The sequence below is a fragment of the Saprospira grandis genome (genome assembly GCF_027594745.1).
In the GTDB taxonomy this organism is placed as follows: Bacteria; Bacteroidota; Bacteroidia; order Chitinophagales; family Saprospiraceae; genus Saprospira; species Saprospira grandis.
Genome location: NZ_CP110854.1, coordinates 2,823,944 through 2,840,668, shown reverse-complemented (window position 1 = coordinate 2,840,668; position 16,725 = coordinate 2,823,944). Strand labels below are relative to the sequence as shown.

General features: G+C 48.0%; 10 protein-coding genes. 5 read left to right on the top strand and 5 right to left on the bottom strand.

Annotated elements, in window-relative coordinates; genetic code table 11:
• Positions 1–182 precede the first annotated feature (182 nt).
• The 3 genes from OP864_RS11210 to OP864_RS11200 are packed head-to-tail and all read left to right on the top strand — an operon-like array spanning position 183 to position 4,703.
• On the top strand, positions 183–2,807 hold the full coding sequence (locus tag OP864_RS11210; RefSeq protein ID WP_270098268.1) for a M1 family aminopeptidase: 2,625 nt from the start codon (positions 183–185) through the stop codon (positions 2,805–2,807).
• Positions 2,808–2,820: 13 nt separating this feature from the next.
• Complete coding sequence (locus OP864_RS11205; RefSeq protein ID WP_270098267.1) at positions 2,821–3,924, top strand: leucine-rich repeat domain-containing protein; 1,104 nt, start codon at positions 2,821–2,823, stop codon at positions 3,922–3,924.
• Positions 3,924–4,703: an alpha/beta fold hydrolase gene (locus OP864_RS11200; protein WP_270098266.1), complete on the top strand. Its 780-nt coding sequence runs from the start codon at positions 3,924–3,926 to the stop codon at positions 4,701–4,703. Before OP864_RS11205 ends, OP864_RS11200 begins: the two co-directional genes overlap by 1 nt.
• Here the strand turns inward: OP864_RS11200 and OP864_RS11195 are convergent.
• Both OP864_RS11195 and OP864_RS11190 read right to left on the bottom strand, forming a co-directional pair.
• Entirely contained in the window at positions 4,656–4,982 is a 327-nt protein-coding gene (locus tag OP864_RS11195; protein WP_015693131.1) for a MerR family transcriptional regulator, read from the bottom strand. The two genes, OP864_RS11200 and OP864_RS11195, sit on opposite strands and share 48 nt — an antisense overlap.
• A 228-nt stretch (positions 4,983–5,210) precedes the next feature.
• Complete coding sequence (locus OP864_RS11190) at positions 5,211–6,188, bottom strand: M23 family metallopeptidase (RefSeq protein WP_270098264.1); 978 nt, start codon at positions 6,186–6,188, stop codon at positions 5,211–5,213.
• 346 nt (positions 6,189–6,534) lie between these two features.
• Here OP864_RS11190 and alaS point away from each other — a divergent pair, with 346 nt between their 5' ends.
• Positions 6,535–9,162, top strand: a complete 2,628-nt coding sequence (gene alaS / locus OP864_RS11185) for an alanine--tRNA ligase (RefSeq protein ID WP_270098263.1) — start codon at positions 6,535–6,537, stop codon at positions 9,160–9,162.
• Between the two features lie 66 nt (positions 9,163–9,228).
• Here the strand turns inward: alaS and OP864_RS11180 are convergent, their stop codons facing one another.
• A complete protein-coding gene (locus OP864_RS11180; protein WP_270098262.1) occupies positions 9,229–9,861 on the bottom strand; it encodes a hypothetical protein in 633 nt (210 codons plus the stop codon).
• Positions 9,862–9,981: 120 nt separating this feature from the next.
• Positions 9,982–10,710 carry a hypothetical protein gene (locus OP864_RS11175; RefSeq protein WP_270098261.1) on the bottom strand — a complete coding sequence of 243 codons (729 nt, stop codon included), beginning with the start codon at positions 10,708–10,710 and terminating at the stop codon, positions 9,982–9,984.
• 969 nt (positions 10,711–11,679) lie between these two features.
• Here OP864_RS11175 and OP864_RS11170 point away from each other — a divergent pair.
• Entirely contained in the window at positions 11,680–12,684 is a 1,005-nt protein-coding gene (locus tag OP864_RS11170) for a hypothetical protein (RefSeq protein ID WP_270098260.1), read from the top strand.
• 385 nt (positions 12,685–13,069) lie between these two features.
• Here the strand turns inward: OP864_RS11170 and OP864_RS11165 are convergent, their stop codons facing one another.
• Complete coding sequence (locus tag OP864_RS11165) at positions 13,070–16,549, bottom strand: lamin tail domain-containing protein (RefSeq protein ID WP_270098259.1); 3,480 nt, start codon at positions 16,547–16,549, stop codon at positions 13,070–13,072.
• Between the last annotated feature and the right edge of the window lie 176 nt (positions 16,550–16,725).

Here is a 16,725-nt window from a genome sequence, read left to right as displayed (position 1 = left end):
CGAAGCCTGCGCAGGGCCGAGCAGACCTGCAAGCCCCAAAGCATAGCGGCGGCCGCCCGCCCTTTTTGGGGCGGCCGCGGGCCCCAAAGCCCCTATCTACTTCTTGCAGAAATTTGTATCTTTGAAGAGCAGCCAAAACGGCAAAATCAAAACGCATTGAAAAAAGTAGTGCAGAAAATAATATGGTACAGATCTCTAAAAAAGCCCTCTTTTGGGGGAGCCTCATGGGCCTAGCCATGATGGGCACAAGCTGTAAAACCAGCTCGAAAGTAAAAAAAGAAGAAGTAGTTGAGTACATTGACTATGAACTAGAACCCGTAGAAGTAACCGCCAACCGCCTAGATTTTAAACGGGCCGTTTACAACCCCAGCTATACCCGCCGCAATGATTTGCTGCATACCGATTTGGAGGTCCGCTTTGATTGGAACAAAAAACACCTCCTGGGTAAAGCAAAATTGACCATCAAGCCGCTTTTTTATCCCACCGACTCTCTGCGCCTAGATGCCAAGGGCTTTGATATTCAGAAGGTGGCCATTTTGCAGGGCAAACAAGAAAAAAAGCTGCAATATAAGTATGAGGACCAAAAGAACCTCTTTATCCAATTGGACCGCAGTTATAGCCGAGAAGAAAGCTACCAAATTTTGGTAGAATATACCGCCAAACCCGATGAATTGCCCATTGGCGGAAGCGCCGCTATTACCGCAGATAAAGGCCTCTACTTTATTAACCCCGATGGCAAAAACCCCGATAAACCGCAGCAAATCTGGACCCAAGGCGAGACCGAATCTAGCTCTTGCTGGTTTCCCACTATTGACCGCCCCAACGAAAGAACGACTCAGGAAATTAAAATTACGGTCCAAGACCGCTTCCAAACTCTCTCTAATGGCCTACTCATTAGCAGCAGAAAAAATGAAGACGGCAGCCGAACCGACCACTGGAAAATGGAGCAAAACCATGCGCCCTACCTCTTTATGATGGCCATTGGAGAATTTGCCCGCAGTACCGAAGAATGGAACGGCAAACTGCTCGAATATTATGTAGAAGCAGAATATGCAGAGCATGCAAAGGCCATTTTTCCGCAAACTCCAGAAATGCTCAGCTTCTTTTCGGCCCGCCTAGGCTATGAATACCCTTGGCCCAAATACTCGCAGGTGGTTGTGCGCGACTATGTTTCTGGCGCCATGGAGAATACCACCGGCGTTATCTTTGGCGAGTATATGCAGAAAACTAGCCGAGAACTCATCGATAATACGACCAATGAAGGCGTAGTGGCCCATGAAATGATGCACCATTGGTTTGGCGATTTGGTCACCTGCGAGAGCTGGGCCAACCTCCCCCTCAATGAGTCTTTTGCCAACTATGGCGAATACCTCTGGTTTGAACACCGCTATGGCCGCGACTTTGCCGACTACAAGCGCATGAATGAGGTCCGTGGCTATATGAACCAAGCCGTTTTGCAAGATGATGCCCACCCCCTTATCCATTATGGCTATGAGGATAAAGAAGATATGTTTGATGCCCATAGCTACAATAAAGGAGGGGCCATTTTACATATGCTCCGCAAATATTTGGGCGATGATGCTTTCTTTGAAAGCCTCAAACACTATTTGCACAAAAATGAATATAGCGCCGCCGAAGCCGATGAGCTTCGCCTCGCCTTTGAAGAAGTGACTGGAGAAGACCTCAATTGGTTCTTTAATCAATGGTTCTATAAGGCGGGACACCCCAAGCTCAACATCAAACGCAGCTATTCCGATAGTAGCAAAACCCTAGTAGTAGAGCTAGAACAAACCCAAGACTATAGCCAAAGTACGGTCTTTATTCTGCCCATGGAACTGGCCATCTATACCCCTTCTGCTGGCGATTTGCCCATCATTAAGCAGATCCGTATGGACCAACAAAAACAGCGCTTTGAGTTCCCCCTCGATGAAGCCCCTACTTGGGTGGCCGTAGATCGGGAACGCATGCTCCTAGCCGAACGTGCAGAGGAACAAAGCAAGGAAGAATGGGCCGCCCAATATCGCCTTTCACCCCGCTTTCAAGACCGCTACGATGCCTTGCAAAAGATCAAATACGACCAAGGCGAAGAAAAGATGCGCAAGCTTTTCTGGACCGCCCTGCAAGATCCCGCCTGGCCCATCCGCGCTATGGCTTGCGATTATGTAAAAGCACCATCTGAAGAAGAGACAAAAACCCTGATCGCCAAATTGAGCAAAATGGCCGAGGAAGATCCCCACTCTCAGGTGCGCATGGCCGCCCTTCAACAGCTGGGCCGCATAGGCGATGCCAGCATTCTTCCTACCGTCAAAAAAATTATGGCCAATCAAGAAGAAGCCTATAGCGTCATCTATGGCGCCTTTAAGGCCATTCAGCAAATTGACCAAAACCTGGCCCTTGAACTAGCCAAGGAGCTAGAGCAAGAACAAAACCCCACCCTGCTCATGGGCATTGCCGAGCTCTATGGCCAAACTGGAGACCGACAATATCTGCCTTTCTTTAGCAAGAACTGGCAGAAAACCGAGAACTATGGCGCCATTAGCTTCTTTGGCCAGTACCAAAAGCTCCTTGTCGCTATTGCCGATGATAATTTGACCCTAGAAAAGGTCAAAACACTAAAAGAAATTGGCAGCAACCCCAAGAATGACCTCTGGCACCGCTATGCCGCAGCCAATGCCCTCTACGATTTGCAAAAGGCTTATTTTGAAAAAGCGCCCTATGAGGAAATTCAAAAGGCCCTAAAGACGGTTATAGAGAAGGAAGAAAATAGTAATTTGAAGAATCTCTATCAAAACTGGAAAGTCAATTAAAACAATTAACCTATTGGCCCGCAAGAGCTGGCTGCTCAGCCAGCTCTTGCTCCTCTGGGCCTGCCAAACCAGCACCCCCGCCGAGCCCGTTGCCTTGGTGGAAGAACCAACTATTTACCAATATCCAAAGGATAGCCTTTGGAGAGGGCACCCTTTGCGCCCCGATCATCCCGATTATATCAATAATGCCTATCCCAATTATAGTGATAGCATTTTTGCCCTGCTCCAAAGCCAAGAAGACTTTAATTATCCCTACGGCAAAAGCGAGGAGGAAGTGCAGTTCTTTCTCTATCAACTGGAAAGCAAACGCAGGGCCCGCATCCGCTACCTGATGGGCCTGAATATCCCTATGCGCCCCAGCGCTATGGCCCAAAAACGCTACCTCAACCTCTCTAGTCGTGGACTCAAAGAGATTCCCTATGAATTGGGCCGTCTCCAATCGCTAGAAGAACTTTTACTCAAGTATAATGAGATCCGAAGCTTTTCTACTAGCCTCTACCAATGTAAAGCACTCAAACGCCTAGACCTTAGCTCTAATCAGCTAGAAGAGCTCCCCAATTCTATTTATCAACTCCGAAAACTCGAAAATCTCAGCCTAAGAGATAATAAGCTGAAGTTTCTCCCCGCTGGATTTTCCCAACTCCGAGAGTTGCGCAGCCTAGACCTCAGCAATAGCCACCGCTCTATGGCTGGCGCCTACAATAATTTTCGCTACCTTCCTGCCGCCGTTTATCGCCTGCCCAAACTGGAAAAACTTCTCTTGCAACGCCTGCCCTTACAGCAGTTTGCCCTCAATGTCCAACAAATGAAATCGCTCAGAGTATTGAGCATTGCCGGCTGCTACCAACTTCCCCTAGATAACAACCTTAAGTTATTGGCCAAATTGCCCAATCTAGAGGTGCTCGATATCTCTTTCTTGGGCCGCCGAACCCTCCCCAAAAGTATTGAACGCTTCAAACACCTAAAGGTGCTCATCTGGCAAGAGGAAAATGGCGTTAATGAACAGGCCATCAAGGCCCTGAAAAAAATATTACCCAATACTCGCATCTATTGGGGGGCGCCAGGCGAAAAACGCCCCTTTTTACGAGCCAATTCTATCGAAACGATTATTCAATAATGAGCCATTCTGCTTTTCTTCCCATCCAAGATTATCAACTACATTATCAACTGATTGGCAACTTTGCCCCCCAAAAGCCCCTTTTGGTCTTCTTGCATGAAGGCCTAGGGGCTTTGCCACTCTGGAAGGGCTGGCCCCAAGAACTGGCCCAAGCGCTAGATTGCCCCATCCTGCTCTACGAGCGCAGAGGCTATGGCCAATCGGATCCCTTGCCCCTCCCCCGCCCCAAAAGTTATCTGGAAAAAGATGGGGTGGCAGAACTATACGCTTTGCTCCAAAGCCTAAAGGTCCAACAGCCTATTCTTATCGGTCATAGCGATGGCGGCAGCATTGCCCTAGCCTATGCGGCCCAATACCAAGTGAAGGCCCTAGCCGTTTTGGCCGCTCATATTTATGTGGAGGAGGTAACGCTGGCTGGCATTCGTGCCGTAAAAAACAATCCCCAGCTTCCGAAAATTATTCAGAAACTGGGGAAATATCATGGGGCCGAAAGTCCCCGCATTTTCTCGGCTTGGGCCGATACTTGGCTGCGCGCCGATTTTAAATCTTGGAATATCGCTCCGCTTTTGCCCCAAATTCAGGCTCCCGCTTTTGTCTTGCAAGGCGAGGCAGATGAATATGCCAGCCCCAAGCATCTAAGCGATATTTTTGAAGGTTTGGGGAGCAGAGACAAAGAACAACATCTTTTGCCCAACTGCGGCCATAGTCCGCATATTCAGGCCAGAACAGCCCTAAATGCCCTTCTCCTGCCCTTCCTGAGCCGCCAAATCAGCCTGTAGGCCCAATAAGAAATGGCGAATCTCCTCTAGCTTTTCGATCATCTGCTGATGGCTTTGGTCCAAATTCGCCCGCCGATGAATCTCTTTTTTGGCCCCCTCTACCGTGAAGCCCTTTTCGTGCAAAAGGTATTTGACCACCAACATGCGCTGCACGCCATGCTCGGTGTAATCCGTTGCCTTTCGCCCCTTTTTTCCAAGAAAAAAGGCAAACTCTCTGGCCCAATTACGCAAGGTGGCCGTCGATACATCTAACTTTTCTGCTAACTCTTTGGGCTTCATCCTAATCGTTTTTTTATGAGAGATTTTTGGGGCGTTACTCCCGTTGGTCGTCGAACTGCGGCTTGTAACCTTGTTGTCGCCTCCCTTCGGTCGTCGGCGCTACGCTTTAGGGCTCGCAGGTCTGCTCGGCCCTCGCCAGCAAGCTGGCTCGGTCTGGCGCTCTGCGCCACCCTGTCGCATCGCTAGGCCTGCGGCCCTAAAGGGCCTGCAAAACCGCAGCAAAAGGACCTACTTATGTATCGACAGGGCCTGATTCTGCTGCGAAGCATACTGAATAAACTCCTTATACTCCTGATTATCTAGACCATCTCGGCAAAAGGGCAAGGGATTCACTTTTTTGCCCTTATGCACCACCTCATAATGAAGGTGTGGCGCCGTAGAAGCCCCCGTATTGCCCACTCGACCAATAATTTCTCCCCGCTTTACTTTGTCTCCAGCCTTTACTTCTACCTTAGACATATGTGCATAGAGGGTTTTATAGCCGTGTCCATGATCAATAATAACATGGCGGCCGTAGCCCGTCCGCTTAAGGACCACCTTGGCCACTTTTCCGTTGCCCGTAGCATAAATGGGCGTGCCAGTTGGCGCCCCAAAGTCAATGCCCGTATGCATCTTCAAGATCTTGTAAATAGGGTGCTTTCTGTAACCAAAACCAGAAAGATACTCGATGCGGCGCTGTAGTCTGCGCACTGGACGAATCGAGGGAATAGCTTGTAGAAGTTCTTGTTTCTCTTTGGCGGCTAACAAAACTTCTTCCTGAGCCTTGGCCATAAGCGCCAGCCGCTGGCGCATTTGTAAGACCCGCTCCGAAAGTTCTTTAATGAGCTCTGCATCCGATAGATTTTCTAGGCCTGCATATTTATTACTGCCGCCTCGCCCTCCTGTCCAATAGGCTTCGTCATTCGGGTCGAGCTCCAACACTTGGCGATAGATGGCCACATCTCGCTCATGTAGGTTTTCTAGCGCTTCCTCCATTAGGTCCAATTGGCCAGTCATTTCTTCATAGCGCGACTTGATGAGCTGCAATTCATGCGCCTGCTGTTTGTCATTATTGGGCTTAGAGGAAGCCAAATACACAATGCCGATAGAAAAACCGACAATCATGACAAAAAAGAGGGCCAGCTGTAAATACCGCTTACGCTTAGAGACCTTTACCTTCTCGTAGCGCAGGGTGTGCGGGTTATATATATACTTATCCTTAGACATATGATTTCTAATTTTGCGAAAATGCCAAGCAAAATTAAGAATATTCACTTAAAGGACAAATTTTAGCGCTTTAAGGCAGGGATTTAACTACTTAGGGCATTTTTTGAGCTGAAAAACCCTATCTTTCGGCGTCTTTTTTAAAGGTCTAGCAGGGCGCAAAGCGCCTGCAGGCTGAGGGATGGATAAGGGGGGCCGAAGGCCAGACCCAGCGGGCAAAGCCCACGCAGGGCCGAGCGAACAGCGAGCCCTGGCACAGCCCGACCCGAGCCCAAGGCGAGGGGCAGCCCCAAATCATCCTAAAGATCATCTGAATCCGAAAACTTAGTACTAGTATTTTAGAGCGTTTATGAAAACAGCAAAAGCGATCCGACAAGAGTTTCTAGACTTTTTTGAAAGTAAGGGCCACCAAATTGTAGCCTCTGCTCCTGTCGTTAACCAAAATGACCCTACCCTGATGTTTATCAACTCAGGCATGGCACAGTTTAAAGATTATTTTTTGGGCAATCAGGATAGCCCCTCGCCCAGAATTGCCGATACCCAGAAGTGTTTGCGCGTATCGGGCAAGCATAATGATTTGGAAGATGTGGGCCGAGATAGCTACCACCAAACTCTTTTTGAGATGTTGGGCAACTGGTCTTTTGGCGACTACTTTAAGCAAGAAGCCATTGATTGGGCTTGGGAACTGCTCACAGAACGCTATGGCATTGACCCCGAACGCCTTTATATTACCGTTTTTGCTGGCGATGAAGAAGATAAGCTCCCCGCCGATGAGGAGGCCGAAAAAATGTGGGAGAAATGGGTGCCCAAAGATCGCATCCTGCGCTTTGACCGCAAAGATAATTTTTGGGAAATGGGCGATCAGGGACCTTGTGGCCCCTGTGCCGAGATTCATATTGACCTGCGTTCGGAGGAAGAACGGGCCGCTAAGGATGGTAAGGAGCTGGTGAATATGGACGACCCCATGGTGATTGAGATTTGGAACCTGGTCTTTATGCAGTTTAATCGCATGGCCGATGGCAAATTGGTCCCGCTCAAAAACAAACATATTGATACGGGCATGGGCCTAGAGCGTCTTTGTATGGTGCTGCAAAATAAAACCTCTAATTATACCACCGACCTCTTTAGCCCCATTATCGAAAAGATTGAGGCCCTTAGTGGTTTTGAATATAAGGACGATTATTCGCCCAAAGCCTTGAGCGATATTGCCATGCGCGTTATTGCCGACCATGTTCGGGCCGTGGCTTTGGTGATTGCCGACGGACAACTGCCCTCTAATACTGGGGCCGGCTATGTGGTCCGCCGCGTACTGCGCCGAGCCGTTCGCTATTATTTTAGCTTCCTTAACCGCCAAGATCCCATGATCCATTTGTTGGTGCCCGTGGTTTCTGAAATGTTTAAGGAGGTCTTTCCAGAATTGGCCGCCCAAGAAGATTTCATTTGCAAAATGGTGAAATCGGAAGAAGAGGCCTTCTTGCGCACTTTAGCCAATGGACTCAAGCGAATTGAGCAATTGGAGGTCAAAAATAATGAGCTGCCCGGCGAAACTGCCTTTGAACTCTTTGATACCTTTGGTTTTCCTATTGACTTGAGCTTGCTCATTGCCAAAGAGAAAGGCTGGACCGTAGACCTCAAGGGATTCGAGGCCGCTTTGGCCGAGCAGAAAAAACGCTCACAAGCAGATGCCGCCAAAGATGTAGCCGATTGGGTGATCCTTGAAGAAGGACAAACCGACTTTGTAGGCTATGAAAAAGATAGCTGCCAAAGTCGCTTGCTCAAGTACCGCAAAGTGGTGGTGAAAAAGAAAACCCAATACCAATTGGTCCTAGAACAAACGCCTTTCTACCCTGAAGGCGGGGGACAAGTAGGCGATACCGGCCTACTCTACTTTGGCGAGGAGAAAATCCCAGTGATCAATACGCTCAAAGAAAATGATCTCATCATTTCTATTACGACGAAGTTGCCTGAGCAATTGGACCAAGTCGTACGGGCAGAGATTAACGCCCCCAAACGCCGACTCACCGAAAATAACCACTCGGCTACGCACCTTTTGCATGCCGCTTTGCGCCAAGTCTTGAGCCATCATGTACAACAAAAAGGCTCTTTGGTCAATGCGGATTTGCTCCGTTTCGATTTCTCTCATTTTGAGAAAATGACTGCCGAGCAAATCGTAGAGGTAGAGCGTTTGGTCAATAAAAAGATTCGGGAAAACATCAGCCTTAAGGAGCAAAGAGATTTGCCCATTGAGCAAGCCAAAGAAGAAGGCGCAATGATGCTATTTGGCGAAAAATACAGCGATCAGGTCCGGGTAATTACCTTTGACGATAGCTATTCTAAAGAACTTTGTGGCGGTTGCCATGTTTCGGCCACAGGTAAAATTGGCCTATTTAAGATTCGGGAAGAAAGCTCTGTAGCCGCAGGTGTACGCCGTATTGTGGCCCTCACTGCGGATGTAGCCGAGGAGTACCTACGCAAGGAAAGCCAAGAATTGGCAGAGGTGAAAAGCCGCTTTAATAATCCTAAAAAACTTTTGACGGTTATTGATAAGCTCCTTGAGGACCAAAAAGCCCTACAAAAGGAATTAGAACAGCTCTTACTCCAACAAGCTCAAGCCGAAAAGGCAGATCTTTTGGCCCAAGCCCAAGAAATTGGCGATGTGCAGCTCGTGAGCGGTCAGCTCTCGGTTTCCGATAAAGATGCCATCAAGCAGATTTGCCAAGAGATTGGCCAACAACTGCCCAGAGCCGTAGTCGCTCTAGCCGCCGCTGATGGCGCAAAGGCTAGCCTCACCATTTCTATGAGCAGAGAGCTAGCTCAAGAAAAAGGCTGGAATGCAGGCAAATGGATCAAGCAAGCCGCTAAACATATCAAAGGTGGCGGAGGCGGACAGCCTTTCTTTGCTACCGCAGGTGGCAAGAATCCAGCGGGCATCCCCGCCGCTTTGGCAGAAGTGAAAAGCCTAGTAGAAGATAACTAAGGCCATATAGATATAGTAAAGGGGCTGTCGGATGATCCGACAGCCCCTTCTTTTTTGTCCTTAATCCTAGCGATTGAAGTAATAACTCGCTCCAATGTTTAGGTTCAAGCTATTCAAATTAAACAACTCAAAAGTATTGCTAATGATTTTATCATCACCACCATTGACTTTTTCCACTTGGTTCTGATAAGAGATAATATTACCCAAGCCCATTTCTAGACCAATCTTAGGCGTAGGGAAATACAACAAACTAGGAGCAATTCCTACAGCTACAGTGTTAATAGGATCAGCTTCTACAGTAACATTCCCTGTTTTTGTTTCTCCAGTTTGGCTCATATAACGAAGATTCAAATCTCCAACAATGGCAAACTTTTCCTCTTCACCCAAACCAATAGCATAACGACCAAATACACCCACACCTACAATAGTTGAGGTTGTTTTGTCATCATCCAATGATGTATTTACACCCGATACCATAAGCTCTAGGCCTGCACCAATATTGTCCGTAAAAAAGTACCCTACTTTTGGAGCAAAAGAATAGCCCGTTGTTGTAGGTCCTTCAACACTTAGATTGCCAAATTCTGACTTACCACTCTCTACAGTTAGCCCTAGTCCTCCACCAGCAAATAATCCTTGGCCAATTTGTGCTTGTGCTTGTACAGCAAATAGTGTCAATACAAAAAATAATAGCTTTTTCATGCTTGTTTTGTTTAATTAAAAAATCAACCTCTAAGGGCAAAAATGATGCTAACAAAACAAAAGACCGACAAGTTGTCAGTTCAACTCATCGGCCCTTTTTCATCCTATTTTGCCTAAATCCTACTGCGTCAAAGGAGTAGGCTCTTCCTCTAGTTGTAATTCCATTTCTTCTTTTGACTTTTCTGGCGTTTTGCCTTTTTCCTCAAATAAATTAGGCATGCCTTCTTCTAGATTATAAAAGCGAACTTGCACGCCATCTAGCTCACAGGCCAAATCAACCAAACGGTTGCCTTCTACCCACAAATAACGCTTACAATAGTTGTGTACGGGCAGCTCAAAAGAAGGCTGTCCATACCATTCATTAAACAAATCAGCCGTTACGTTTAAGACATCTGTACTATTTTGCCCCTCTTCCAAACGAATTAGCCCCTTGCCTGCATAAAGCCCAGCCTCTTCGCTATACTCAAAGTCAAAAATAATAGGCAAGGCCTCTCCCGCCACTGGCAACTGATAGGCATAAGCCCCTTCTTCTCTACTTCTACCCGATTTAAAGCGCTCTACTTTCCCTTTGCGGGCCAGTTTCTTATGCGCCTTCTTGATATCCTCGGCTTGCATACCAAATTGATAGCCCGGAATCGCTTCCTTAAAGCTTTTTCCACTGCTCAAGCCTTCTTTAATCGCCGTTTGTACCGCCATAGCTGTCGCTTCTGCCTCAGACATAGGACGATCACCTCTTTGAACCGACTTATCGGTGTCTACCAATACCGCAGGTTTGCTGCTCGGCTTATCCGAATCGCAGGCGGTCAAAATAAATAGGGCCAAGGCCAAATAAAGATAGTTTTTCCACATAGTATTTTCACTTTAATGGGGTTGTTGGGGGAATATTGCTCTTTGCGCTAAAATAGTTCCAATCTAGCCGCTCTGCAAGTTTTATCTCTTTTCTCTTTCGCCCCTCTCCTATTTAAAAACGCTTTTATTTAGTTGTTTTTTTGGGGCCTCCGCTGCGGCTTCGCCTTGCGGCGCTACGTTTCGCAGCTCGCTGTTCGCTCGGCCCTGCGCGGGCTTCGCCCGCTTGGTCTGGCCTAACGGCCACTGCTGCACATCGCTAGGCCATTTGGGCTACAGGATATTTAGCCCCAAAATACAGCCGTCTTCCATATTTCGCTGCTAAGCGCCTATCTCTAAACTGTAGTAGGGTCGGTCCAGAAAAAAAAGATAGGACATTATAGATATGCCCGGAGGAGTTTGTAAACTGCAAATTAGCTCCGGCGCCACGCCAGAGGCGTTTTGCAACTGCAGATTAGCTCTGGCGCCACGCCAGAGGCGTTTTGCAACTGCAGATTAGCTCCGGCGCCACGCCAGAGGCGTTTTGCAACTGCAGATTAGCTCCGGCGCCACGCCAGAGGCGTTTTGCAACTGCAGATTAGCTCTGGCGCCACGCCAGAGACATTTTGCAACTGCAGATTAGCTCCGGCGTCACGCCAGAGACGTTTTGCAACTGCAGATTAGCTCTAAACAACTGTTTCTGCTCATTATGTATCTGCAGAGTGAGGCGGGCGCTATGCCCAGGCTATTTGTAAACTGCAGAGTAGCGCTAAACATTAGCTTTTTCCCTGCTGTCATTCAGCTCTTGCCCCAAAACAACTGTTCTATTATAGTACAGTATTAAATTTAGTTGATCAACTACAAAAAATAGGTCTGCGTAAACAGCAAATGTTAAAAAGTTATATTTTTTTGGCAAAAGGCTTGACATTTTAAAAGTATATCCCTAGTTTTATAACGTAAATAATTCATTAACCCCATTTAAACACAAAACTTATGGGATATCAAGAAGACTGGAGCAAGATTGAGAACTTCGTCAATAGCTCTACTCAAAGCAGCTTAAAGAAAATGTACCTGATGTCTACGGACCACATTCACAAACTTATTGCAGAAGCCCCGAATGATGCGGTCATTCAAGACATCTTGACCTTTGTGCAGCCCGCCTATAGCAACTTTGTTCGGCAGTATCGAGCAAAGACACTCCAAATCAATGCTTACCGTCTAAAGACGCTTGATTTTACAAATATGACGGCCTTGCTTTCTAGCGAGAAAATCCGTCGATGGGATGTAGAGATTCAGATGATTTATGATGACAGAAGCAATCAGTATCAATCTTTGTTGCCTAATGGCCGCGCCCCTTTCCAGAAAGGAGCTTATGAAATGCGTATTGAAGCTGTAATGACCTTGGGAGAAGCCCTTAGCATGGACCCGCAACTGGGAACATTGGGCGGAGACATCCTTGCTTTTGGGCAGCAGCTAGAGCTTTTGCGCCAAGAACAGCAAGGAAATGAGGGCCAAAAAAGCATTCACTCTGCCAGCCTAGAGGCCTTGCGTAAGGAATTGGCCACCGTACTCTTTGGGGCCTTTGGTCGCCTAATTGGGCACTACTACAGAGAACTGCACCGAGTGACCAACTTCTACGAACTGAAGTATTTCCGTCGCCGCTCAAGCAGCAGCAACAACAATAGCGAGGAAGAAGAAAACTACGACCTCTTTGAATTTGATCTTGCCCCCCAAAGCCGAGTCGTCAAGCTAGAGGGCTTGCTTGCGGGTGGAGAAACGATTCGCCTACAGCTACTAGAAGGAGACAACCTTCAGTATTATACTGTAGCTAATTCGGCAGATACCCCCGATCAAGTTTATCGCCTACAAAATAGCCAAAATGCTCGCCTACAGCTACCGCTTGGGCATCGCCTCTTGGTCTTGGAAAATTCCGAAAACAGCTCTGCTAAGGTAGAAGTTGAAGTTTTGGAAGATGATGAAGCCCCTGGCACTAACTAACAAACAGGCGTTTATCATTACTTTTACTATCCCCTCCTTGCGAGGGGATTTTTATTTTCAGCTTGCTCCAAAACGGCAGTACAGCCCGCTTTACTCCTTAGCAATAAGCATAAATCGGCTATTTTTTGCCCAGCCTTTTTTTATGGGCCAGGCGGGCATTGGCCCAGCGCTGCGGAGCGGGTGGCCGAAGGCCAGACCCAGCTTTTTTTGAGCAAAGCGAAAAAAAGCGCAGGGCCGAGCAGACCTGCGAGCCCCGCAGCATAGCGGCGGCCGACCTAGGCGAAGCCTAGTCGGCCGCGGGCCCCAAAAAAATAAGCAACTAGCCATCGAAATGACTAATTGCTTATCTAAAACTAGCGCCTAAACGGCTCGTTTTGCTTAGGGATTAAAACTTGGCGGCCAGCACACAAGTCTTCTTTTCCACTTTTGTGTCTCCAGAGGGAGAAACCAACTTGGCCAGAATGATATAGGGACCCACCAGGGCCTTTTCGCCGGCTTCATTGCTGCCATCCCATTGCAAAAAGCCCTCTTGCAAGAGGCTTTCGCTTTGCACCAACTGCTTAATAAAGCGGCCATTTGCATCATAGACGGCCACCTCTGCCACATAATCGGGAGCGGGCAAACTATAGTTAATCAATAGAAAATCCTCAAAGCCGTCGCCATCAGGCGAGAAGGTGGTATTGGGCAACTCTAGTAATTCTTGGCCCAAGACCTCATTGCGCAAAGCGCTACTATTCTCATAAGTTGGGGTGGCAAAGCTAGCGGCCTGCGCAGCCGAATGCCAGTTATTAGGATCGTTGGTAGGCGCATTTAGATCGATGCGTTCTAGAGAAACGCCATCCACCTCATCGAGCAATTCATTATGGAAATCCTCAGAATAATCAAATTGGTCCACAAAGACCGCCTGATTATTCGTCACGCTATAGATTAAAACCGTTCCTTCATCATCATTATAAGCAGGCAGGTCTGTTTCGAGCATCTTGCTTAAATCGGGAGTGGGTTGGCCTACTGGGCGGGCATATTGGCGGGCCAGAGCGGCGGCTCCCTCAGTGAGTACCGCATAACTGCCAGGGAAAATGAGCAAATTGCCCACTACTCGATTGGCATCATCCAGCAAAGTACTTTCTTCGGTGGTGTTGGCAATCCAGAGGTCGCCTAGGTTGAGCACCTTCTCCGAGGCGTTATAGATTTCTACAAAATCGCTACCGCCCGTAGCGGGATTGAAAAGGACCTCATTAAGTTGGAGATCGCCAGCGGCAATGCTTTGGGGCAGGGCAAACTGGGTACTATTGATCAGGCCAATGGGGTTGCCTACGCAATCGGTCAGGCCATTGGTTAGGCTAATGGTATAAATCGTATTAGCGCTTAGTCCTTGATCGGTAACAATGACCAAAGTATTGTAATTGGGGGCTTCCAGATAGGCCTCTTGGACCATCAGGCCATTATCCAGACTAAAGTTGGCCAAGTTAACGGCCGTGCTATCATCCAAAGCCTCGGAGAAAAAGAGGCGGATGCTATCGCCATTGGCGGCAATACTGGCCCCAAAAGGATAGGCGCGGATAAGGTCGGGAGCGAATTGGTCGGGATTATCTTGGTAGACCGAATTTTCTTGTCCGGGCGTTCCCCCAACCGTAGCATAATTAGGCGGTTGAGCGATAGAGCCCATCCAGTTGCTAGCGCCCTCGCAGGGGCGGTTAGGATTGATGCGTTCGAGGGTCCAGCCACCATCGGCCTTGCTGCTTTCGCTATACCAGTCGGAGCTAAAGTCTACGGCATCAATAATATTTCCGTTTGCGGCACTCAGGCTAATGAGCTCTCCCCCAGCGTTGAGGTCTGGAAAGCTCGTGAATGTGATTGTTGGGCCAAAACTGCTATAAGACTGGCCCTGTTCTTCTCCGCTAATGATGAGATATTCGCCGGGGGCCAAGATATAGAAGGGAAAGACGGCATCTCGGCTACTTGTCCCATCGCTAAAGCGATAATTAAGGAGATTGATATACTTATTGGAGCGGTTATAAAGCTCTACAAACTCGAGTTCTGGCAAGCCTACGGAGGGAGAGGCATCGGCCAAGATTTCGTTGATTAGGATATCATAATGTTCGGCAGCTTCCACTTCATAATAGACAAAGCTAGCCGTTCTATTGGCCAGATTGCCTACACAGTCGCCCACATTATTGGCTGTAATGCTATAGGTATTTTGGCTTTGCATATTGCTATTAAAGGTCAGCTCAACGGTATATTGGTCCAAGAGCTGGGCAAAAACGACATTCAGGCCATTATCTATACTATAGTTAGCGATATCCGTGGCCGCTAGGGCATCTAAAATATCATCGAAGACCAAAACCGCTTGATTCACAGAAGCCTGACGGGCTTGAAGAATGACTGGGGCTGTAGTATCTACGGTATTGTCTAGGACCGAATTGGGGGCGCCTGGGGTTCCGCCATTAAGATCATTGGAGGCGATCCAGTTATTGCCGCCTTTACAGACCAAATTGGGATTGATTAGCTCTAGGGTCCAGCCGCCGGCATCTTTATTATCATCTTGGTACCAATCGTTGCTATACAAAATGCTATCGACCAATTGGCCAGCGGGCGTTTTGAGCAGCAGGTAGGCGCTGGTATTATTTAGAGAGGGAAAGCCTGCTATTTGCTGTTGATTGCTAGCCGTTGTATAGGCCGCATCATTGTGCAGGATCAGGTATTCATTGGGCAAGAGGATATAATTGGCTAGGTTGCGGCTAGTTTCGGTACCGCTGCTAGCGCTGCGGTGGATCAGCTCATAATTGCTGAGATCCACGGCTCCTGTGCCTCGGTTATAGATTTCGATAAACTCGGCTTCGGGTAAATTGACTACGGGAGAGGGATCGATCATCAGTTCATTAAAGATGAGATCTTGATAAGCGGGGGTGACCAACTGAACATAAGTAAAGGTAGTGCTTTGGTTGCTCAGGGCATTACCCGATAGGTCCTCCACATTATTCACGCTTAGCTGATAGCTCGTTTGCGACTGCATGCTGCTTACCGTCAGGTTCACCTGATTGGGGTTTTGGGCATCGAGTTGAGCAGCGGAGACGGTCAGGCCATTATTCAGGCTATAGTTAGCGGCATTATTGGCTGTTGTGGGGTCTAGGGCCTCATCAAAAAGCACTGCTACAGTAGTTGCTGAGGCGGCAGAGGCCGAGAGCAGGCTGGGCGCTTGTTGGTCCACAAAAAGGGGCGAAATTGAAATATCGTCATAGGAAAAGCGGTCGCCTTGGGTAGAAGAATAATACGTGCGGATAGCAAAGAAGCTGCCTGCATTATGGCTATTATCTTGGGTGGTTCCTTCCGAGACGAAGTTAGTACCTCCGCTATAATCGGCGCTTAGCTCCCAGTTGCCGGCATTATCTCGGCTAATGCGGACACGGACATTATGGCTAGGGCCGGCCATTTGGCCATCTGTTCCTCGGATCAGGCTAGAGGAAGAGCCGTTTGTAATTCGGTAAAGCTCTAGGGCGTCATTGCTGCCACTTTCGCCAAACTCCAGATAGTAGCCATTGAGGTTAGCGTTAACATCGGCTTGATCAATTTGGAGATAGACGCGTACCTTATTAGAGCTAGAGGGTCCAGAGGTTGTCAGGTTTGTTTTTATCAGGAACTCCCAAACGGTACTATCTTGCATATTGGCGCCCACATACAGGCTGCTATTGCCAGTATTGCCGAGGTCATTAATCGCTAATTCATTGTTAGCATTGATGGTATATTGGGCTTGATCACCGGTCCAGCTAGGATTGCTAGTAAAGTCGCCATCGCTAAAATCGTCGGTAAGGCTTTGGCTGGCTAGGCCGAGAGGCAAGAGCAGGAGGCCGAGGAGAAGTTTTTTCATCGCAATTATTTTATGGTGGGTGCTTGTGATTTTGACTAAGATAGTGAACTCAAGATACTAAGCTACTATTAACTAGAGGTTAAAGCGGGCGATAATTTTGGGAGAGGGAGATTCTGCAGTTGTTTTTTTTGGGCTGCCCCGCCCTTTGGGCGGGTCGGGCCATTGCGCAGCTCGCA